Source organism: Xanthomonas hortorum pv. cynarae, assembly GCF_002939985.1.
GTDB lineage: Bacteria > Pseudomonadota > Gammaproteobacteria > Xanthomonadales > Xanthomonadaceae > Xanthomonas > Xanthomonas hortorum_D.
Window position 1 is genome coordinate 1 of sequence record NZ_MDFM01000011.1, and the last position, 21,819, is coordinate 21,819.

Annotated in this window: 14 protein-coding genes, 1 other RNA gene and 1 pseudogene; 12 read left to right on the forward strand and 4 right to left on the reverse strand. The window is 63.4% G+C overall.

The genetic code is table 11. The features are described 5' to 3' along the window. The 3 genes from XcyCFBP4188_RS23260 to XcyCFBP4188_RS09395 form a co-directional block, all read left to right on the forward strand. A partial coding sequence (locus XcyCFBP4188_RS23260; protein WP_218972679.1) for an RNA-dependent RNA polymerase family protein occupies window positions 1-743 on the forward strand: 743 nt, incomplete at its 5' end. Between the two features lie 339 nt (window positions 744-1,082). Next, window positions 1,083-2,276 (forward strand): hypothetical protein, encoded by a 1,194-nt coding sequence (locus tag XcyCFBP4188_RS09390; RefSeq protein WP_146094043.1) that lies wholly within the window; start codon window positions 1,083-1,085, stop codon window positions 2,274-2,276. Window positions 2,277-2,679: 403 nt separating this feature from the next. Then, complete coding sequence (locus XcyCFBP4188_RS09395; RefSeq protein ID WP_282433382.1) at window positions 2,680-2,976, forward strand: XdhC family protein; 297 nt, start codon at window positions 2,680-2,682, stop codon at window positions 2,974-2,976. Here the strand turns inward: XcyCFBP4188_RS09395 and XcyCFBP4188_RS09400 are convergent. After that, entirely contained in the window at window positions 2,964-5,432 is a 2,469-nt protein-coding gene (locus XcyCFBP4188_RS09400) for a penicillin acylase family protein (RefSeq protein ID WP_104592041.1), read from the reverse strand. The two genes, XcyCFBP4188_RS09395 and XcyCFBP4188_RS09400, sit on opposite strands and share 13 nt — an antisense overlap. Before the next feature lie 370 nt (window positions 5,433-5,802). Here XcyCFBP4188_RS09400 and XcyCFBP4188_RS09405 point away from each other — a divergent pair, with 370 nt between their 5' ends. Together XcyCFBP4188_RS09405 and XcyCFBP4188_RS09410 are read left to right on the forward strand one after the other, a co-directional pair. Next, window positions 5,803-14,466, forward strand: coding sequence for a glycoside hydrolase family 94 protein (locus XcyCFBP4188_RS09405; protein WP_104591995.1), 8,664 nt, complete (start codon window positions 5,803-5,805; stop codon window positions 14,464-14,466). Next, complete coding sequence (locus tag XcyCFBP4188_RS09410) at window positions 14,463-14,684, forward strand: hypothetical protein (protein WP_006450685.1); 222 nt, start codon at window positions 14,463-14,465, stop codon at window positions 14,682-14,684. Before XcyCFBP4188_RS09405 ends, XcyCFBP4188_RS09410 begins: the two co-directional genes overlap by 4 nt. 309 nt (window positions 14,685-14,993) lie before the next feature. Here the strand turns inward: XcyCFBP4188_RS09410 and XcyCFBP4188_RS23655 are convergent. Continuing rightward, window positions 14,994-15,188 (reverse strand): annotated as a pseudogene (locus XcyCFBP4188_RS23655) (hypothetical protein); the annotation flags it as partial. A gap of 216 nt (window positions 15,189-15,404) precedes the next feature. On the opposite strand from XcyCFBP4188_RS23655, the gene XcyCFBP4188_RS23265 reads away from it, so the two are divergent. Continuing rightward, on the forward strand, window positions 15,405-15,755 hold the full coding sequence (locus XcyCFBP4188_RS23265; RefSeq protein ID WP_006448802.1) for a LysR family transcriptional regulator: 351 nt from the start codon (window positions 15,405-15,407) through the stop codon (window positions 15,753-15,755). Then, a complete protein-coding gene (locus tag XcyCFBP4188_RS09415; protein ID WP_006452220.1) occupies window positions 15,713-16,300 on the forward strand; it encodes a substrate binding domain-containing protein in 588 nt (195 codons plus the stop codon). The genes XcyCFBP4188_RS23265 and XcyCFBP4188_RS09415 overlap by 43 nt, the downstream gene beginning before the upstream one ends. A gap of 256 nt (window positions 16,301-16,556) precedes the next feature. Here the strand turns inward: XcyCFBP4188_RS09415 and XcyCFBP4188_RS09420 are convergent, their stop codons facing one another. Next, window positions 16,557-17,171 carry an FMN-dependent NADH-azoreductase gene (locus XcyCFBP4188_RS09420; RefSeq protein WP_006452221.1) on the reverse strand — a complete coding sequence of 205 codons (615 nt, stop codon included), beginning with the start codon at window positions 17,169-17,171 and terminating at the stop codon, window positions 16,557-16,559. Between the two features lie 554 nt (window positions 17,172-17,725). Between XcyCFBP4188_RS09420 and XcyCFBP4188_RS09425 the strand changes: the two genes are divergently transcribed. From XcyCFBP4188_RS09425 to XcyCFBP4188_RS22570, 4 genes are all read left to right on the forward strand, one after another. Further along, window positions 17,726-18,070, forward strand: a complete 345-nt coding sequence (locus XcyCFBP4188_RS09425) for a hypothetical protein (RefSeq protein WP_006452222.1) — start codon at window positions 17,726-17,728, stop codon at window positions 18,068-18,070. 169 nt (window positions 18,071-18,239) lie between these two features. Beyond that, a non-coding RNA gene (locus XcyCFBP4188_RS09430) (sX9 sRNA) lies at window positions 18,240-18,315 on the forward strand. Window positions 18,316-19,133: 818 nt separating this feature from the next. Then, window positions 19,134-19,712 carry a class I SAM-dependent methyltransferase gene (locus tag XcyCFBP4188_RS09435; protein ID WP_043910350.1) on the forward strand — a complete coding sequence of 193 codons (579 nt, stop codon included), beginning with the start codon at window positions 19,134-19,136 and terminating at the stop codon, window positions 19,710-19,712. Window positions 19,713-19,718: 6 nt separating this feature from the next. Further along, on the forward strand, window positions 19,719-19,898 hold the full coding sequence (locus XcyCFBP4188_RS22570) for a hypothetical protein (RefSeq protein WP_139051618.1): 180 nt from the start codon (window positions 19,719-19,721) through the stop codon (window positions 19,896-19,898). Here the strand turns inward: XcyCFBP4188_RS22570 and XcyCFBP4188_RS09440 are convergent. Further along, complete coding sequence (locus XcyCFBP4188_RS09440; RefSeq protein WP_104591996.1) at window positions 19,873-21,183, reverse strand: DNA topoisomerase IB; 1,311 nt, start codon at window positions 21,181-21,183, stop codon at window positions 19,873-19,875. The two genes, XcyCFBP4188_RS22570 and XcyCFBP4188_RS09440, sit on opposite strands and share 26 nt — an antisense overlap. 58 nt (window positions 21,184-21,241) lie before the next feature. Here XcyCFBP4188_RS09440 and XcyCFBP4188_RS09445 point away from each other — a divergent pair, with 58 nt between their 5' ends. After that, window positions 21,242-21,622 (forward strand): I78 family peptidase inhibitor, encoded by a 381-nt coding sequence (locus XcyCFBP4188_RS09445; protein ID WP_104591997.1) that lies wholly within the window; start codon window positions 21,242-21,244, stop codon window positions 21,620-21,622. Window positions 21,623-21,819 lie beyond the last annotated feature (197 nt).

Here is a 21,819-nt window from a genome sequence, read left to right on the forward strand (position 1 = left end):
TTGGCCGGTTTGCACTTTGTCGTCTTCACGATCCTGATGCTTGGAAATGCAGCCGCTCTATTTCAAAGTTCATAACACGCTCTAGCACGAGCTCGAACGTAATTTTTGAAGTGTGGCGCGGTTTCTTTGGATTTTCCGATAGTGTCGCAAGGCTTCTAACAGCTTTAACCACCAAGGATGGAAAGTTACCCCAAGGCGCCGTCACAAGCTCTCACCTTGCGAACTTGGCTTTCTGGCGACGAGAGCACTCGCTGTACCTGAGTCTAGCGTCAGAAGGGGTTACTTACTCACGCTATGTCGACGATGTCACTTTCTCATCGCGCCTAAACATGAAACCAGAAGCGTTGACACGCAATATCGCACGACTATACGGAATGATGACGTCTTTGGGCTACCGCGCACATCGAGGAAAGCAAGAAATACAGCGCGCCCATAACAAAATGCGCGCAACTAAACTACTAGTAAACCGGCGCGCGGCTCTGACAAATCCTGAACGACAGGCGATCCGCGCTGCGGTCTATTTAGTCGAACGGCAGGCAAGCGTAGGCCAAGGGCTACTTGACGTCGATTTCATCAAACAGCTGAATACCGTAGCAGGCCGCGTAGCTCGCCTTAAACGATTACATATAACAGAGGGTCAAGCCCTGCAGCTTCGTCTCCAAGAGCTGCGTTCAAGCATCCAAAAAAATGATAACAATCAGCGCGCTTCCGATTTGACTCTTAAGACTATGAGTTACCCCTAGTGTTGCGCCAAGGTGAGGAATGGCGACCCAGATGTCTTTCTCTCAATGTAAATTCTGCTGTTCGATTACTTGGATGTAATATGAAATGGCTGCATGCCAAAGAAGGAAAATCTCTAAGGTTAGCGATTCATGCCATGATGAATACTGCATTTTCTAAATTAATTTTATAAATATACAATTAGCCCCTTGGAACCTAGAAGAATATAAGAGAGGCGCGAATTGAATTTAGGTATAACATTAACCTGCAGGACCTGCGACAAAGATACGGACTGTCGTATCGGATTTTCGAATCGTCCAATTCAGCCATTGCAGCTGGCTTGCCCTCATTGCCGGTCGCTGATGGAGATTACGTTAGATATTAGTACAGGTTCAGGTCGTAGCCTCATCTTCAAAAATGCCTCTCAACTTGAAGATCGTTCCTATGGGGGTCCATTCGACGGGCGTAACCCCTTTTTCAACCTGCACTTGGACTTCCCAGTGCATAGCGGCAAATACGTAATCGGCAATACTCCTTTTTTTGCAGCCATGAGGGCATTACGAGCCGAGCACCCAGATGATGCACTGCCGTTGATGATCAAGTTTTCTGAAAAAATGAATTTACTAAATCGACTCGCACTGCAGGAGGATGATATCCGCCGCACTATCCGTCTGTACTTCGGAGCGAACAAGCAGCTCTTCAAGCAGCGTGCCTCGGCACTCATCGGTCACGACTTTGGCCCATCTTTGGAGCAGGGCGTCCTCGACGATGTTCTATATAGTTTCCTATCAACAGTTTCCGCTGCCCTGATTAATGTTGAAGAAGACAGCATTTGGACAGATAGGGCCGTCCAGCGACTTGAAAAATTGGCCGAGATCGACCCTGCCGCTTTTGATGATTTTCTAGCACATCTGCATAAAACAAAGTTCCTGGAAAATCTTCGGCATGACTGTGTGGATCTATACGCCCCGACGTATGGCGCCGAAATATCTCTCCGCCCGGCTATTTTTCTTGACTTGATCCAGGGTCCAGATGACCTACTTTCATCGGGTCGCGTCTCTTCAAAAGACTTTGGCACATATAAAGATCTTTATAAAGATATGTGCGAAGTATACTCCCGTCAATTGAATCTAATCGCTGCGTTGAACAACCTATCCCACCGCAGAGACTTTAATTCTTTTGCGCCCATCCAACAGGGTGTTGCTCTGAACTCTCTCGATAACTTTGCCAACAAGACTTTGTCGGAAAAGTTCAAATATCTGCAAGACAGTTGGGTGCCCCTCAATCCGGCCGCGGTGCATCCAGGAATTCGCAATGCGATTGCGCATAACGCCGTTAGGTATGATGAAGTAAGCCAAATGATCAGTTACTACCCTCACAAGGAGGGTATTAGTCAGCAACGTGAGGAAGTCATTTCCTACCTGAGCTTTATGCGCAAGCTACTGCTCCTTTTTCGCGATGTACATGCTGTTCATCAACTTATCTGGCTTCTCGGCCATCACACCTACGATTGGCAAGCCCGAACAGAGCTGTCCGTCTTCCACTACAGTGATTAACACATAGATTTGTACGAGTTTCAGCCACACACTTCCCATAGCCAAGACCGAGTGCCATGCTGGACTTGGAGTAGTGAGCCACCGACACTTGCGAGAGCCGCCGCCAGTATGCCGGCAAGGCCACCAATCACGGGCAACCAGCGTGGCTTGTCACACTCAAGGGCCATCATTGACGTGTTCGATCAATTGTTCGCCTGTGCCTCCAGATCGGGCGGTCATGCTCGTTTTGTCAGGTAGCAGCTGTAAGTCAACTAACGCATGTGCTAAGTCATCCGTGGCCTCAGCAACTGCATGCAGGACACGCTCTACATGACTAACCAATCTCGCACTCGACACCTGGTACGCCGGACGTGCATCCATTGATCTGACAGTGCGTGCCTCAGGCGAGATACGCCTCACTGAGGTGCTGGCTACTTTTTGTCCGGATGCGGTGCTGTTGATGCACCACAACTTCGAACTCGATCTTGAATCGCTGCAGGCGCTGGCAGCATCGTCGTGCGCCTTTGTCGGGCTGCTTGGCCCTGCCCGCCGTCGCGAGGATCTGCTCAAGTTCGTCAAGCCAGATCTCCTCGCACACCTGATCCCAACATTGAGGTCGCCCGTGGGGCTGCGCTTAGGAAGTTCGGGTCCAGCCGGCATCGCGCTAAGCATCTGCGCAGAGTTGGAAGCATGGAGGTCTGAGCGTTTTCAGTCGCGGTGATCGCCTTGCGTCGCGCTTGGTATTGGGCTTGGCGGTGCGGCCGGCACCAGATCCATTATCTGCTCCGTCACCGCATCAACCGCCGCACGCGTGTACACCAACGGGAAATAGCTACCCTGCAGCCACATCGGTGCGAGGTCGCGGTAGTGCGGGCTGGCCGGGTCGCCGGATTGGCCGGGGTAGTTCATGGCGCGCGAGTTATCCCAGTTGCCCAGGTCGATGATCAGCCGTGCGGAAGGGCCGATGGTCTGGCGGAAAGTGGTGGGGTCGTAGCTGGATTGATTGGGCGTATACGGGCTGCCGCCCTTGGCGAACGGGCCCACGTCCAGCAGCGCGTGATCGGTGCCCACCGCCGCGCTCATGGCATGCGCAACCTTGTTGGTATGCAACTTGCCCCACGGCCATTGCGCAGGATCCGGCCCGTGCAGGTCGACCAGCGATTGATAGGCGCTGCGTAGCGACTCCAGCAGCAGTTGATCGCGGCGTGCGGCCGGTGCGGGGCCGAACGCGGCGCCGGGGTGTTCCAGTGCCTGCATCAACACCGCCGCATCCGGCATGCCGAAGGTGGCCGCCTCGGAGGGGCGCAGCACCAGCGCCTTGTAGGCATCGCCGAGATAGCGGCTGAACCACACTTCTTCCAACGCGGCGGCGGAGGAGGTGGCGCTCACCGTGCCATCCCAGGGTTTGAGCAACGCGAGCGCCGCCGTGGTGGCGGCATCTTGCGCGTGCAGCGGCTTGATCAGTGCGACCAGCCGCTGCGCCAGCAACGACACCTGATCGTTCTGCAATTTTTCCGAATCCTGCACGCTCACCGTTGGCAGCTGCGACAGCACCTGGGTGATGCGCGCATGCCGCGCGTCGTTGGCCCATTCGAAACCGATCCTGCGCTGCGCATACGGGTAGCCGGCAGGCAGGTTCATTTCGTTGGAGGTGGTGATGAAACCTGCTGCGGGATTCTTCGATGACGGCAGGACATCGGCGTTCCAGAAACCGTTCCACTCGTCGCGGCCGTCGCCAGGCACCGGCAGCAAGCCGTCGGACTGCACGCGGCGCGGCGTCATGCCGGCAGTGGCCCAACCGATGTTGCCCTTGACGTCTGCGTAGACCTGATTCACCGACGGCGCGCCCCAATGTACGAGTGCGTCCTTGAATTGCTCGAACGAGTCCGCCCTGAGATAACGCAAGGACCCCAGGTAGGGCGCCGTGCCCGGTTGGCTCCACACCGAACGGATCGCATAGGCGATGTGCTTGCCTGCATCGACGTAGATCACCGGCCCGTGGCGGGTGAATTGCAGCTGCTCGGTGACCGCCGCGGTATCGCGCACCGCGATGGAGGCGTGTTCGGTGTGCAGCGGCTCCCACTTGCCGTTGTACCAATACGACGCGTTATCGGCCGGATTCAGACGGTAGACGTACAGGTCCTCCTGATCGATGTTGAAGATGGTCAGCCCGAATGCGCTGCTCTGGTTGTGGCCGATCGCGATACCGGGTGCAGTCGGCTCGCCGGCACCGATGACGTCCAGCCCCGGGCTGTTGAGATGCACGAAATAGCGCAAGCTGGGAACGCTGTAGGCGCGATGCGGGTCGTCGGCCAGCACCGCGTGGCCGGTGGCCGATTTTTGCGGTGCGATGACCCAGTTGTTGCTGCCTTCGGCGAAGGCGTCCTCGCCTGGCCGCAGTGGCGTTGTCTGCGCGTCGGCCACGTGCGTGTCGGCGCTGAGCCTGGGGCTTTGCGTCGCCAATTCGTAGACCTTCAAGACATCTTCGGGCAGACAAGGATCCAGTCCCTCTGGCACGCGGGTGGTCCAGGCCGGTTGCAACTTCTGGCGCACAGCATCGACGGCAAGCGAGGCCTTGCACGCGACCTTGGCACGCGCCACTTCGCTTTTGACGTTACGGCTCAAGCCGGTAGTGCGGATGCGCAGCACATCGTCCGGCCCCCATTTTTCCGGGCGATACGCAAACGTGCGGAATTCATACGGCAGCGCGTGCGGATGGGTGCCCAACCAATCGATGTAGGCATTGATGCCGGCAACGAAGCGCGTCACATCGCGCTGCGCGTCGGGTCCGTAACTGTTCCACTCCTCGGCCATGCTGCCGCGATACAGAAACAGCCGCGCGGCGCGATCCTGCTGCACATAGGCAGGCCCGAACGCCGCCGACAAGTGACCAAGCCCTTTGCGGCGCAGCAGATCCAGCTGAAACAGGCGGTCGCGTGCCACGTTGAAGCCCTGCACGAAAAACGCATCGTTGTCCGTTTTGGCATAAATGTGCGCCACACCCCAGCGATCCACGCGGATCTGCGCGGGCTGCTCCAATCCGGCAACTGACAGCGTGGCGTGCGTCGGTTGGGCCGCCGCTGCGCTGTTGAGCATCAGCTGGCACACCACCAGGCAGCACAGCGCTGTTGTGCTTATCGAGATCGTGCTTATCGAGATCCTGCGTGTCGACATCATGCGTGGCACACCTTGCGGGTGAAAAGGGCGGTGTTCAGCGGCATGTTCGTTATCCCATCGGCAGCCGCGCAGGCTGCGGCATTGTGGCGTGTTGCGTGCGGTTGCCGCAGAACCACCGGCGCGAAAAACGAATCCCAGCTGCAGCACTGGCCGCATCTTCAACCGGCGATCATCGCCGCCAGTACAGCGCTTTTTGCGCCGCCTGGGTGGACGCGGGCGTGCAGTCTTCCATCACCCATCTCGGCGTGAAGCGTGCGTCGATCAGCCAACGACTGCAACGCGTCCGCATTGCTGCCTTCACATGCCACACAGGGCAAGCGCGCATGATCGTCGCCTCTAGCGGCTCTTATGCTGCACAGGTTATGTCTCCATGCCGCCACAGCGGAAGGCTTCTGCGTTCTCTCTCTGGTGGCAGTCGATTACCCAACCAGCAGCAACCCTGCAGCATCCGTCGGTGCGGGATGCAGTGCCTGAAGGCGCCGCCTTGTTTGGCGACGAGCAGATGGAGGCGCTGGGGCACAGCCTGGCGCAGGCGCATGTGCTCTACACCGGGCCAACCCGCGAGCTGCTGTTGTCGCAACTCAAGTTCAACGAACGCGCACTCGGCACGGCCGCAGCGCGATTGACCGAAATGTCGGCCGATGGCTTGCGCCTGCATCCGGCCGGCGAGTGGTTGCTGGACAACTATTATCTGGTCGAGGAACAGATGCGCCTGGCGCGTCAGCATCTTCCACCCGGTTACAGCCGGCAATTGCCGCGTCTGCGCACGCCCACCTCGGTTGGCCTGCCGCGCGTCTACGAGCTGGGCCTGGAAGTGGTGGCGCATGGCGACGGGCGCGTGGATACGATCACGCTGAGCCGTTTCATTGCAGCCTATCAACAGGTGGCGCCACTCAAACTCGGCGAGCTGTGGGCGATTCCGATCATGTTGCGGCTGGCGCTGATCGACAACCTGCGCCGCATTGCCGAAGACATCATGCACGATGGCCGCGACACCCGGCTGGCGGCGCATTGGGCCGCGTTGCTCAACGCCACGGCGGCGGCGCAGCCCAAGGACGTGGTGGTGGTGGTGGCCGACATGGCGCGCTCAAAGCCGCCGGCCACCGGCGCGTTCGTGGCCGAGCTCACGCGCGGCATCCAGGGCCGCGGGCCGGTGTTGTCGATGGCCAGCGCCTGGGTGGAGCAGTGGCTGGCAAGCGAAGGCCACAGTGTGGAAGGCCTGGTGCATGCCGAGAGCCAACGCCAGGCGGCCGAACAGGTGGCGATCAGCAACAGCATCGGCAGCCTGCGGTTTCTGGACGAAATGGATTGGCGCGATTTCGTCGAGGCCATGAGCGTGGTCGAGCAGACCTTGCGCAAGGATCCGGCCGACGTCTACGCGCGCATGGATTTCCACACCCGCGATAGCTACCGGCATGTGGTGGAGCATCTGGCGCAGCGCCTGGACCGCGACGAGCCGGCGGTGGCCGAGTGCGTCCTGCGCCTGGCCGCGCAGCCGGGCTCCGATGCACCGGTGGCCAGCCACGTGGGCTATTACCTGGTGGATACGGGATTGCCGCTGCTGCGTAGCGCGCTGCGCGACCCAGCCGCACCCGGCACACCGAAACCACCGCGCCCGCGCGCGCGACGCGTTGCGCTGCCGGTGTACCTGCTGCCGATCGCCGTGATCGCCGTGCTGTGGAGCGGTGTATTGCTGCAGGGCGTGAGCGCATTGCCACCAGCGCTATGGTGGATCACCGCCGGCATCGCGCTATTGGCCGCCAGCGAGTTGGGCATCGCCCTGGTCAACTGGGTGGCCACACTGTGGGTGCGCCCGCATCCGTTGCCGCGCATGGACCTGAGCCTGGGCATTCCACCCGATTGCCGCACGCTGGTGGTGATGCCGAGCATGCTGGTCAGCCCCGAGGCCATCGACGAGCTGGTCGACGCGTTGGAGGTGCATTACCTGGCCAACCGCGACGAGCAGTTGTACTTCGCGCTGCTCACCGATTTTCTCGATGCCGCGCAAGCGCTGTTGCCTGGCGACATGGCATTGGTGGCGCATGCGGCGCAGCACATCGACCGGCTCAACGCGGCCTATGCCGATGCGCACGGCGATCGCTTCTTCCTGCTGCATCGCGCACGCCAGTGGAACGCGGGCGAAGGCTGCTGGATGGGCGCAGAGCGCAAGCGCGGCAAGCTCGAAGCGCTCAACCGCCTGTTGTGCGCGGGCGATGCGCCGCTGCAGGCAGCCCACGAATTCCTGCAGGTGCAAGGCGATGTCGCCGCGCTGGTGCAGGTGCGCTATGTGATCACGCTCGATAGCGACACCCACCTGCCGCGCGATGCGGCACGCGCGCTGGTCGGGGCGATGTCGCATCCGTTGAATGTGCCGCGCATGGATACGGCCGGGCAGATCGTCGAGGCCGGTTACGGCATCCTGCAGCCCGGCCTGGGCACCGGCATGAGCGAGGGTGGCGAATCGCGGTTTGCGCGCATGTTCGGCATCGAGCCGGGCATCGACCCGTACACCCGCGTGGTGTCGGACGTGTATCAGGATCTGTTTGGCGAAGGCTCCTTCATCGGCAAGGGCATCTATGCGGTGGCCACCTTCGAGCAGGTACTGGCCGGCCGCTTCCCCGATAACCGCGTGCTCAGCCATGACTTGCTGGAAGGCTGCTATGTGCGCGCCGGTTTGCTCAGCGACGTGCGCCTGTACGAGCGCCATCCGCAGCGCTACGCCACCGATGCCAAGCGCCGCGCGCGCTGGGTGCGTGGCGACTGGCAGTTGCTGCCATGGCTGCTGCCGTGGGTGCCCGACCAAGGTGGCCGGCGCGCGCGCAATCCGTTGTCGTGGTTGTCGCGCGGCAAGCTGCTGGACAACCTGCGCCGCAGCCTGGTGGCACCGGCGGCGTTTGCATTGTTGCTGATCGGCTGGCTGTGCTCGCCCACTCCCTTACGCTGGACGCTATGGATGCTGGTGTTGTGGCTGCTCCCGGGTCTGTGTTCGGCGGTGTATGCGCTGGCGCATCCGCCCGAGGGTCTGGGGTTGCGTCATCACGCGCGCCAGGTTGGGGTGGGGCTGCGTCAGCACCTGCTGCGCACCGGCGTGGTGCTGGCCTGCCTGCCGTTCGAGGCGGGGCTGCAGCTGGCGGCCATCGCGCGCACGCTGGTGCGGATGTCGATCACCCAGCGCCATCTGCTGCAGTGGGCGCCGTCCAGCGAAGTGGAGCGCAGCGCGCGCAGCGGCAATGCCGAACAACAGCTGATGGCCGGCGCCGCCTGCAGTGCGGCGCTGGTAATCGCCGCAGTGGCATGGTGGTCGCCGTTGGCGTTGTGGACGGCGCTGCCGCTGGGGCTGGCATGGATGGGCGCGCCGTGGTTGATGGCTTGGCTGGGCGAGCAGCCCGCCGCGCCGGTGGCGCAGCTGTCGCAGGAACAACGCGATTTCCTCGGCGGATTGTCGCGGCGCACCTGGGCGTTTTTCGAAAGCCATTGCACTGCGCAACACCACTGGCTGCCGCCGGACAACGTGCAGGAATACCCGGTCACGGTGGTGGCCAACCGCACCTCGCCGACCAATATCGGGCTAGGCCTGCTGGCCAATCTGGCGGCCTACGATCTGGGCTACCTGACGGTGGCCGGGGTGATGAGCCGCGTGGCCAATACGCTGACCACGTTGGAAGCGCTGCCGCGTTATCGCGGCCATTTCTACAACTGGTACGACACCGAGACGCTGGTGCCGCTGGTGCCGCGTTACGTCTCCACCGTCGACAGCGGCAACCTGGTCGGGCATCTGTTGACGCTGCGGCAAGGGCTGCTGGCGCTGGTGGATGCGCCTGCGGTCTCGATGGCGGTGTTCGATGGGCTGGCCGACACCCTGAGCGTGCTCACCCTGCAGGCGCAGCCGCGCAGCGACGCCGTCACCGCCGCACTGAGTGCGATGACGCACAGCGTGCAGGCGATCCGCAACCAACCCACGCCAACCCTGCACCAGGCCGATGAAGCGCTGCGCCTGCTGCTGGCGCAAAGCCAGTTGATCCTGGCCTCGATGCCGAACGGTGGCGAGGATGAGGAACCGTGGGCGCAACGCCTGGTGAGTAGTTGCAAGGCGGCGTTGGCCGAGCTGGGCCATTGCGCACCGGCGCTTGCCAGCACCGATCCGCACGCGGCGCAAACCCCCGGCGCTGCAGTCGCCACGCTGCGCCAGCTCGCCAACGGCAGCCACGCACCGAGCGTGCAGACCTGGGCCGCCAAGCGCGTACTGGAGCTGCAACGGCTTGCGCATATCGCCGGGCAACTGGCGCAGATGGACTACGACTTCCTCTATAGCCCCGCCCAGCAGTTGCTCTCGATTGGGTACAACGTCGACGACCATCGTCTGGATAGCGGCCGTTACGATCTGCTCGCTTCCGAGGCACGCTTAGGCATCTTCGTGGCGATCGCCCAGGGCAAGCTGCCGCAGGAGAGCTGGTTCGCCCTCGGGCGCACGCTCACCGATACCGGCGCCGAGCCGACGCTGCTGTCGTGGAGCGGCTCGATGTTCGAGTACCTGATGCCGGATCTGGTGATGCCCAGCTACCCGCAGACATTGCTGAGCCGCTCGATGCGCGGCGCGGTGCAGGCGCAGATCCGCTATGGCGCGGCGCGCGCGGTGCCGTGGGGCGTGTCCGAATCGGGCTACAACACGGTCGATACGCGGCGCAATTATCAGTACCGCGCCTTCGGTGTACCCGGGCTCGGGCTCAAGCGCGGGCTGGGCCAGGATCTGGTGATCGCCCCGTATGCCAGCGCGATGGCATTGATGGTCGAACCGGATGCGGCCTGCCGCAATCTGCAGCAGCTGCAGGCGCTGGGATTCGACGGGCGTTTCGGTTTGTACGAAGCGATCGACTACACGCCCTCGCGCGTGCCGCGTGGCGAACAACACGCGCTGGTGCGCTCGTTCATGTCGCATCACCAGGGCATGGCGCTGCTGGCGCTGGACCACGTGTTGCGCGATGCGCCGATGCAAAAACGCTTTGTCGCCGACCCGCAATTCCAGGCCACGTTATTGCTGTTGCAGGAGCGCGCACCGCGTGCCGGCGTCTACGTCAAAGGCCTGGTCGAAGCAGCCGAGCGCCCGGTGGCCACCGAGGCGGGTATGGCGTTGCGCATCCATCGCGACCCCAACCTGCCGCAGCCGGCGCTGCAACTGCTCTCCAACGGGCGTTACCACGGCATGCTGACCTCCGCAGGTGGCGGCTACAGCCGCGCGCGCGACATGGCGGTGACGCGTTGGCGCGAAGACGGCACCCGCGACCACTGGGGCACGTTCTGCTATCTGCGTGATGTGGACAGCGGCGCGGTGTGGTCGGCCGCGCATCAGCCGACCTGCGTGCCGGTGGAGCGTTACGAAGCGATCTTTTCCGACGCCAAGGCCGAGTTCAAGGGCAGCCACCAGCGCTACGACAGCCATCTGGAAATCGCCATTTCCGCCGAGGACGATGTGGAGCTGCGCCGGTTGCGCATCCGTAACCGTTCGCGGCAGACGCGGGTGATCGAAATCACCACCTACGCCGAAGTGGTGCTGGCGCCGGCGCAGGCCGACGAGGCGCATCCGGCTTTCAGCAATCTGTTCGTGCAGACCGAAATCCTGGCCGACAAGCAGGCACTGTTGTGCACGCGGCGCCCGCGCGGGCACGACGAAGCGCAGCCGTGGATGCTGCATCTGGTGGCGGTGCACGATGCCGATGTGGCGACGATCTCCTACGAGACCGACCGCGCCGCGTTCGTCGGGCGCGGACGCAGCACCCGCAATCCGCTGGCCCTGCGCGATCAGGCCAGCCTGTCCGGCGCGGCCGGCTCGGTGCTGGACCCGATCGTGGCGATCCGCTGCCGCATCTCGCTGGCGCCGGATCAACAGGCGCAGGTGGACATGGTCTACGGCGTGGGCACCCAACGTGCCGCCTGCACCGCCTTGATCGACAAATACCGCGACCGCCGTCTGGCCGACCGCGTATTCGATCTGGCGCTGACCCAGAGCCAGGTCACCCGCCGGCAGATCAACGCCTCGCTGGAAGACGCCATGCTCTACGAGCGGCTGGCCGCACGCGTGCTGTTCGTCGACCCGCAACTGCGCGCCGACAACGAGGTGTTGCTGCACAACCATCGCGGCCAGTCGGCGCTGTGGAGTCATGCCATCTCCGGCGACCTGCCGATCGTGCTGTTGCGCATCACCGACCCGGACAATCTGGACCTGGTGCGCCAGCTGGTGCAGGCGCACGCGTACTGGCGCCTGAAAGGCCTGCGTGCGGATCTGGTGATCTGGAACGAAAGCCAGGCCGGCTATCGCCAGCAATTGCAGGACGCCATCCTGGGCCTGATCGCCGCCGACCCCGAGGCCAATGTGCTCGACCGCCCCGGCGGTATCTTCGTGCGCGCCATCGAGCACATCTCGCAGGAAGACCGCGTGCTGCTGCAGACCGTGGCACGGGCGATTCTGAGCGATGCCAACGGCACGCTGGATGCGCAACTGCAGCGCCACCCCAGCGCGCGTGCGCAGCCGCCGTTGCTGGAGCCGATGCGGCAACCGGACAGCGCCGATGAATTGGCCAGCACGCATGCCGCGTACCTGGACAAGACCCTGCAGGCTGCCGCCGAAGAACCGGTGCTGTTCGACAACGGCCTGGGTGCCTACGCCGCCGACGGCCGCGAGTACCGCATCACCCTGGACGAAGGCGTCGCAACACCGGCGCCGTGGTGCAACGTGATGGCCAATGCGCAGTTCGGCAGCGTGGTCAGCGACAGCAGCCCCGGCTATAGCTGGGCCGAAAACGCGCACGAATTCCGGCTCACGCCCTGGCATAACGATCCGGTCGGCGATGCCTCCAGCGAGGCGTTCTACCTGCGCGACGAAGACACCGGGCAGGTGTGGTCGCCGATGGCGCTGCCATGCCGCGGCAGTGGCCGCTACACGGTGCGCCACGGCTTCGGCTACAGCGTCTACAGCCATATCGAACACGGCATCGGCAGCGAGCTGTGGGTGTTCGTGGATGTGGAGCGGCCGATCAAGTTCAGCCATCTGCGGCTGAAGAATCTTTCCGGCCGTCCACGCCGGCTCAGCGTCACTGGCTACGTGGAATGGGTGCTGGGCGACATCCGCACGCGCTCGCAACTGCATGTGGTCAGCGAGGTCGACCTGGGCAGCAGCGTGCTCACCGCGCGCAATCCATACAACACCGAGTTCGACGGGCGCGTGGCGTTCTTCGATGCCGATGCACCCAACCGCAGCATCACCGCCGACCGCAATGAGTTCCTCGGGCGCAATGGCAGCCTGGCCGCACCTGCCGCGCTCACGCGGCAGCGTTTGTCCGGGCGCGTGGGTGCCGGCCTGGACCCGTGCGCGGCGATCCAGATCCCTGTGACGCTGGCAGCCGAACAAAGCTTCGAAACGGTCTTCCGCCTGGGCGCCGCGGTCGATCGCGAGAGCGCACTGACACTGGCACGCCAGAGCCGTGGCGTTGCCGCAGCGCACACCGCACTGCTGGCAGTGCGCGCGCATTGGCAGCAGATTCTGGGCACCGTGCAGGTGACCACGCCCGACCCGGCGGTGGATCTGCTGGCCAACGGCTGGCTGCTCTACCAGACCATCGCCTGCCGGTTCCTGGCGCGCAGCGGTTACTACCAGTCCGGTGGCGCGTACGGCTTCCGCGACCAGCTGCAGGACAGCATGGCGATGGTGCACGCGCAGCCGGCGCTCACCCGCGCCCACCTGCTGCGCTGCGCCGCGCATCAGTTCGTGCAGGGCGATGTGCAGCATTGGTGGCACCCGCCGCAAGACCGCGGTGTGCGCACGCAGTGCTCGGACGATTTTCTGTGGTTGCCGCAGGCGCTGTGCCGCTATCTGGACGTCACCAACGACGCCAGCGTGCTCGACGAGCGCGTCAGCTTTATCGACGGGCGCGCACTCAAGCCCGAGGAAGAATCGTATTACGACCTGCCGCACATCACAGGCAACGTGCAGTCGCTGTACGCGCACGGCGTGCTCGCCCTGCAACGCGGCATGGCACGCCTGGGCGAACGCGGCCTGCCACTGATCGGCAGCGGCGACTGGAACGACGGCATGAACCGGGTCGGCAAGGACGGCAAGGGCGAGAGCGTGTGGCTGGGCTTTTTCCTTTACGACACACTGCTGCGGTTCGCAGACGTGGCGGTGCAGCGCGACGATGGCGCATTCGCAGCGACCTGCCGTGCGCATGCACACGCCTTGCGCACCGCGCTGGAACAGCATGCCTGGGATGGGCGCTGGTACCGGCGTGCCTGGTTCGACGACGGCACACCGCTGGGCTCGAGCGATTCGGACGAATGCCGTATCGATTCGCTATCGCAAAGCTGGGCTGTGTTGTCCGACGCGATGGACCCGGCGCGCAGCGCACAGGCGATGGAGGCGATGCGTCAGCAACTGGTGGATGCCGAGACCGGCATCGTCAAGCTGCTGGTGCCGCCGTTCGATCACACCGAACACGATCCCGGCTATATCCGTGGTTATGTGCCCGGCGTGCGCGAGAACGGCGGCCAGTACACGCATGCCGCAGTGTGGGCGACGATGGCCTTCGCGCATCTGGGCGACAGCGCGCGGGCCTGGCAACTGGCCGGCATGATCAACCCGATCCACCACGCCCGCGACGCGGCGGGCGTACAGCGCTACAAGGCCGAACCCTATGTGCTGGCGGCCGATGTCTATGCGGTGGCGCCACACGCCGGCCGCGGCGGCTGGAGCTGGTACACCGGCGCGGCCGGCTGGATGTACCGGCTGCTGACCGAATCGCTGCTCGGCCTGCAACGCCATGGCGAGCGCATGCACATCGTGCCGTGCATCCCGGCCAGCTGGCCGGAGTACCAGCTGCGCTATCGCTTCGGCAGCAGTACCTACGTCATCGACGTCACCCAGCGCCCCGGTGTCGAAGCCCGGCTGGAGATCGATGGGGTGATGCAAGCCGAGCTTGCTTTCACTCTGATTGACGACGGTGCGGTCCACGCTGTCGCCCTGGACTGGCCGGGAGACGCGACATGAGCATGCGCACACGCACCCACACCAATCACCAGCTTTCCGACCTGGGCAAGATGTTGTCGGTGTGGCCGCAGCGGGTACGCGACCCCAGCCAGTTCTGGCCGCAATTCGATGCCTTGGCCAAAGACATTCTCGATGAAGCCGCCGACGCCGATCTGCAGCGCGTGCAGCGTCGCCTGCGGCAGCTGCTGCACCGCCACGGGCTGACGCGCACGCAATAAGCCCGCGGACACCGCACCAAAGAGTTTGTAGGTTGCTTTGTTGAAAGCATGCCCACCGACCATCTCGACTGGTCCTTGCCCGCTCACCGTCGCGGGACCTTATGCGGCATGGATGCCGCAGAAGAGCTTACATGGACGTACTTGCAGCGTGTCCCGCGATGGTGAGCGGGCAAGGGCCCTGCAACCAAGCTGCAGATCATTCGCTCTGCATCTGATCTATCCGAAATGTCTAATTGCATCGAGACACAAGATGCAAAAGCGGCCAAGGATTTGAGTCGTAGAGGCGTCTGGATACAGTCAAAAGCTGAGCTAGTCGAGGGCGCGGCGTCCTCGCCGCTCGCGGGACACGCCGCAAGTACATCCGTGTAGGCTCGGTGGCGGCATCCATGCCGCCACACGGTCCCGCAAGCGGCGAGGACACCGCACCAGAAAGTTTGCTGGTTGCTTGAAAACATGCACACCGACCATCTCGACTGGTCCTTGCCCGCCCAGCGGCGCGGGACCTTACGCGGCATGGATGCCGCGTAAGAGCCTACATGGATGTACTTGCGGCGTGTCCCGCGATGGTGGGCGGGCAAGGGCCCCGCAGCAAACCCGCAGGCATGACGCGCTTTACTGCCGGTGCACCTGAGTTACCGCAGACAGCACCCGACACCGCCATGATCGACGACGCGCAGTCGCCACGCTTAGACTCCGCGTTTACACGCGCCAAGGCCGCTGGTGATCGATCTCAATGACATCGCGTTGTATGTGCAGGTCGTGCGTAGCGGCAGCTTTGCCGAAGCCGCGCGCAGGCTGGGCACTGCACCCAACAGCGTGAGCCGGCGCGTGCAGCAGCTGGAAGCGCAACTGGACACGCGCCTGATGCAGCGCTCCACCCGCAAGCTCACCCTCACCGACGCCGGGCAAGCCTTCTTTGAACGTTGCGCCGATGCGGTAGACGGACTGACCTCGGCCGGGCAGAGCCTGGTGGCCTGGATTTTTTTCGCGTCGAATGGGTGGGCGAATTTCTCGCCGCGCATCCGCGCGTGCGCCTGGAATTCGTGCTCAGCGATGGCAAGGCCGACCTGATCGCCGAGCGCATCGATGTGGCTTTTCGTGGCGGTGTGATGACGGACCTGGGCTATGTCGGCCGCCAGATCCTGGCCGACACCAACGATGTCCTGGTGGCCAGCCCCGGCTACCTGCAGGCACGCGGCAGGCCGTTGCGGCTGGACGACTTGCCGCAGCACGACTGCATCAGTTTTCCGCATCCAAGCGGCTATGCCACCTGGACGCTGGTCGGCCCGTCCGGGCTTGCCGAAGACGTCCAGGTGCAGGCGCGCATGGCCGCCACCACCGCCCGCGCGCTGCGGCTTGCGGCGGTGGCCGGGCTCGGAATCGCCTTGTTGCCGCAGGCACTCACCTGGCCGGATATCGACGAAGGCCGCCTGACCGTGGTGCTGCCGGATTTTCAACGCAAGGGCCAGAGCCTGTACGCGCTCTACCCAAGCCGACACCATCTGCCGCGTGCGGTCTCGGCGTTTATCCGGGCCGTGACGACGCGATTGAATGGGCCTGAATGCAAAGAGGTGGCTGGCTTGGCAAATAGCGCCGCGATACCCGGCGTGCGGTGATTGTCGTGATGCGGAAGAAGGCGGTTGCAACGCCCGCACCGAAGCACCATCAGCGCTGAGCACGCGCACGCAGCGTGGCGCCGACATCCCTTGAAGCGCTGTTGGCGCCCTGCCACGCGGGCAACGCAGTGCATCGAGCGGCATGCTGTCCGCTCGATGCAGTCTCGCCACGTTTGAATGATCGGCACCGGGCGAACCGGTGGCATGCTCGCCAGCGCAGCTCATGCCGCTGGACACGCCTCAGCCGCGACGCCACTCAGGCAGCAAGCGCATCGATCTGCTGCTGGGCGCTGGCGATACCCGCCTGGCGGGCGTCTGCGCCAGTGGCCAGGCCTTCGGCCACGATCACCTCGGGGGCGTGCACGCCGACAAAGCCCAGCGCAGTGCGCATGTAGGTTTCGGCATGCTCCAGCGATGCCATCGGCGAGCCGGCGCCATAGAAGCCGCCACGTGCCACCAGCAGAATCACCCGCTTGTTGCCGGCCAGCCCCTCGGGCACACCTTGCGCGTTGTAGCGGAAGGTCTTGCCGGCCACCAGCACGCGATCGATCCACGCCTTGAGCTGGGTCGGGATGGTGAAGTTGTACAGCGCCACACCGATCACCACGGTGTCGGCGTCCAGAAACTCCTGCAGCACCGTTGCACTGGTGGCCAGTTCGGCCGCCAGTTCAGGGCTCTGGTCGCCGGTGGGATTCTGCTGGGCCGCCAGATGCGCGCCGGACAGATGCGCCAGCGGCTCGGCGGCCAGATCGCGGTAAGTCACTGCGACATCGCTGTGGCCGGACTGCAACTTGGCAACCGTGGCCGCCGACAGCTGACGGCTGGCCGAGTAACCACCGAGGATGCTGGAATCGAGATGGAGCAGTTTCATGATGAAGCCTCTGATTGTGTGGGGTTGCGTGGTACTGCCACGATGTTGGAGATGCAACCGAGCACGTACACGTGTGCGTGTCGGCGGGTGAAATACATGCGGGTGCGCTGCCGCTTGCCCTGCTACCGGTCTGCGCCTGTGCGTTGCGCTGGTCGGTGATGTAGTGCTTCTCGGTACTGCATCGCGCAGACAGGCAGACAAGGCGCAGGCGAAAGCGAAAACGAAAACACTGGGCGGGCGTGTGCAGCGCCCGCCGCAGACTCAGGCCAGACGGCCCCGGCTTGACGGTGAACAGGTCCAGGAACACGAACGGCTTGACCAACTGGCCCAGGTCGCCCGGGCTCATCAGCCGGGTGATCGGACCGCGGGTAGTGCCGCGGGTGCGGAACTAGCTGCTGGACCATCTGCGTCACGCGAAAAGGCCTCCACCCTGCGTCTTGGACCGCGGTAGGGCATGCCACGCTTGGCACAGCGATGCGTGCGGCCGGCAGTCTTCATGCCACGCCAACAACGCTTTCTTCACGCTTGCGGCATTCTTCCGCTGGAGCTCCCCGATGATCCGCACCCTCGCCCCGCTCGCTGCCGTGTTGCTGCTCTCGGCCTGTGCCTCCAACCAGCTCGTGCAGGTGCAGCCCATCGACGGGGTCATCTCCGGCCAGTGCCATATCGACAAGGTGCGCGGCGCGGTGGGCCTGGCCGCGGCGGCGCAGACCATCGAACGTGCGCGCGTGGACAGCGACAGCCTGCAGGTCAGCGTGCGTCGCGGCGAACGCGCCACCGGCGGCACCACCGCCAGCGGCCTGGCCGATCCGGCCCAGGGCGCCAGCGAAAGCGGTGGCGATCACCTCACCGTCGAGACCGGCCCGAACAACAACATCACCGCGATTTATTGCGGCTGAGCGTTGGCGTTGTCTTAGGCGCATCCGCATTGCCGTGCATATGACAGCGACCGGAACGGGCACATGTAGGGTTGCTTGCATGTGCAGCGTCCAGTGCTAGAACACTTAGAGCGGCTAACAAAACTACTGCGCACCGGCCAGGCGCGCGTGGCCGGTGCTCGGATTCGGCATGTACCACTTTTACGTTCCGGCTCCTCCGAGCCGTCCACGCACACCTGACGACTGCCCGCTACGTTTTGCTAGCCGCTCTTAGTCAGCGGCAGCGTCTTGCTCAACCCATCCCGCCAAGATCTGCGCTCACCGTGACATCGCTGTCGATGGTGGCGGCTTATTTCGCTCGGGCCGCTTTCCAGCGCCCACACCGCAATGCTCGATAACGGCACCAGACCATCGCGCAATTGCATGTGCACACGAATAATCATTACCGGTTGTCCACAGAGCGCTAGACAGGTTGCGGTTCGGTATCGCCGCTGCTGGCGGTGCGCAATGTCTCGCCGATTTCCACGTTGCTCACCTCCATGGCGCGGTCTGGCGGTCATTCAGACACCATGATGTCCGGCCCCTCAAAGCTTACGATGCGCACGCCAGACAACCCCCGCTGCACGCAGCTCGTCTGCGCATGCGGTGACGGCCGTGTTGGGCGCGTGTCTTGGCAATCGCTGGTCAGGATCATTCGACACGCATTCGCCCGATCAACACCTGCCGCACTGCGCACCGATTGCAAACATGGCCTGATGCGTCGGCTGCCACGCAGGCTGGCGCCACTGTCTGTCGATCATCTGTGCGATGCAGGCATTTATGCAACCGCCGCGCGTTATATGCGGTCATCACCTGCACCGACGATCACGCATCGTTTTTTTATCCGATGACAGCGCATTGCAGCGAAGCATTCGAATCGCCAGTGCACCAATGCTGATAAAAACCTGAACTCTCGCCACCGATCTGCAGCCAAAACAGGTTCCGGACAGACTCTTGCTTTAGCCTTGTTTTTTCACCATCGCGCATCCTGCAGTGCTGCGCGCAGATGCAGCTTGGCCGAACTCTTTCAACGTTGTGAGGATAGATGGCTCGTTCGTATATGACGTCGTTTTTTCGCGAATGGATCACCGCACCCTGCTCCGTTGCAGCGATACTCCCCTCCGGACGCGCCCTCGCCTCCATCATCACCTCCGAGCTGTCGGCGCGTACCGGTCGGGTCCTCGAACTCGGGCCGGGGACCGGTGTGTTTACCCAGGCGATGATCGACAAAGGCGTGCAGGAAAAGAACCTCGTTCTGCTCGAGTACAACGCTACCTTTTCTGCGTTGCTCACGCAGCGCTTCCCGCGCGCAAGCTTGCTGCAGATGGATGTCTGCGATCTTGAATCGCTGCCTCGCATCGATGGCGCGTACGTCGATGCCGTGGTCTGCGGCCTTGGCCTGTTGAACATGCCGGCACACCAGGTGGCTGCGATTCTGCGCGGCGCCTTCCTGCAGCTGAAGCCTGGCGGGCGGCTGTATCTGTTTACCTATGGATTCAAATGCTCGGTGCCGGCGCATATTCTCGATGCGCTCGATCTGGAGGCCGTCAGGATCGGGCGCACATATCGCAACGTTCCGCCTGCAACGACCTATCGCATCCAGCGTCGCACCTACACAAGGTAAAACACGATGCAGGCCAACGATCTGCTCGCGCTTGTCGTGAGCTGTGGCATTGCGGGCGTGCTGGACGCTGCAGATAAAAATCTACAAGTAGACAGACATAGGCGTGACGCAGACCGGGCTACCGATCACCTCACCAGCGATATCTCGCCGAACAACAGCATCACGCAGATTTTTTGCTGCGGCTGAGCTTCGTCTTGGTGGCCTTGGTGGCCTTGGTCATCTTGGCCGCCTTGCCTTGCTTGCTACGCGAATCCGTCAGAAAGCGCAGCGTGGCCGCCTCCCATTGGCGCTCGCCGCGCACGCCGGTGGCCATGGCCTGCAGCTCGCCGGCGCGCCAGCCTTCGAACACGCACGGGTCGATATAGGCCTTGCGACACACCGAGGGCGTGTTGCCCAGCGCATCGGCCACTTCGCGGATGACATCGTTCTGCACCTGGGTCAACGCGCGTTCGCTCATGCGCTCGGGTAACGGCAACCGCGCCAAGCGTTGCAGTGCCGCCAGCGTACCGCCCCAAGTGCGGAAATCCTTGGCGGTGAAATCCTCGCCCATCGCCTCGCGCAGATACTCGTTGACCTCGCCCGAATCCACCGGCTGCAGCTGGCCGTCGTCGTCGCGATACTGAAACAGCGATTGCCCCGGCAGTTGCTGGCATTGCCGGATCAGTTTGACCAGTTGCTTGTCGTCCACTTCGATCTCGTGATCCTGGCCGCTCTTGCCGCGGAACTTCAGCCGCGCGCGCCCGCCGCGCAGAAATTCCATATGCCGGTTGCGCAAGGTGGTGAGGCCATAGGAACGATTGCTGCGCGCATATTCGGCATTGCCCACGCGCATCAGCGTGTCGGCCAGCAACGCCACCACGATCGCCAGCACCTTCTCGCGCGGAAATCCGGGCAACACCAGATCGCGGCGCAGCCGGCGGCGCAACTTGGGCAGCGCCTGGCCGAAGGCGATCACCCGTTCGAACTTGCCTTCGCCACGCACCTGCGCCCACTCGGCGTGATAGCGGTATTGCTTGCGCCGGCGCGCATCGCGGCCGGTGGCCTGCAGATGGCCGTTGGGCTTGGCGCAGATCCACACCTCGGTATACGCCGGCGGAATGGCCAGTGCGCGGATGCGCTGCAAGGTATCGGCATCGGCCACCCGCTGCCCGTCGGCACTGCGATAACTGAAGCTCTTGCCGGCCTTGCGGCGGCTGATGCCGGGCTGCTGGTCGTTGACGTAGGTGAGCCCAGCCGCACGCGCGGTGGCCTTGGCCTGCGCGACCGCTGCCACGCTCGCCGCTGCGGCAGTGGCGGCCACCGCACTGGCGGCCACGGTGGCCAGCTTGCCGGCAGCGCTGGCGGTGGCTGCGGCATTGCGAAGAACACGTTTGGCTTTCATTGCGCACGGATCGAAGGACAGGCGCCGATTGTTGAGCCGGGCAGGACTAGGCAGCGTCAACGCTGCGACAACGCCATGTGGGCAAGCGATGCCCGTCAGCAGATTTTCTGCTTATGCTTGGACCTCCCCCACTGTGCTGGAGTCATCGATGCGCTCTGTCCTGCCTACCGCCCGCCTGGCCTGTTCCTTGGTCGTGCTGGCGGCCTTGAGTGCCTGCGGCTCGCCGCAACCGGACGAGCAGGAAGCCGTCACCGCCAAGGCGCAGCAAGCGGCCGAACAAGCCGCAGCCCCCGCACCGGCCGCCGCTCCCGAGGCCCCGCCGATCGGCAGCTGCGATGCCACCCAGGTGCAGTCGCTGGTCGGCCAGGCCTTGACCGATGCAGTGAGCGAACAGGCCCGCAGCGATGCCGGCGCCAAGTCGGTACGCGTGCTCAAACCCGGCCAGATGACCACGATGGAGTTCAACGGCGAACGGCTCAATCTGGAAGTGGATGCCAAGAACCTGATCGCCTCGGTGCGCTGCGGCTGAGCACCGCCTGGCGCCTGTTGGCGAACGGGCGCCAAGCCAGCTGGCACAGGGCGTTGCAGCAGCCCTTGTTGCAGCTGTAACGGTGTATTGCGGCACCGCATCAACTGTGGTCTAGTCGATCATCCGGTGACCTCTTCGAAACGCTCCACGGATCGAGCGCTGCAACGTCGTCGCCGCTCTTCCAGATCGCAAAGAGG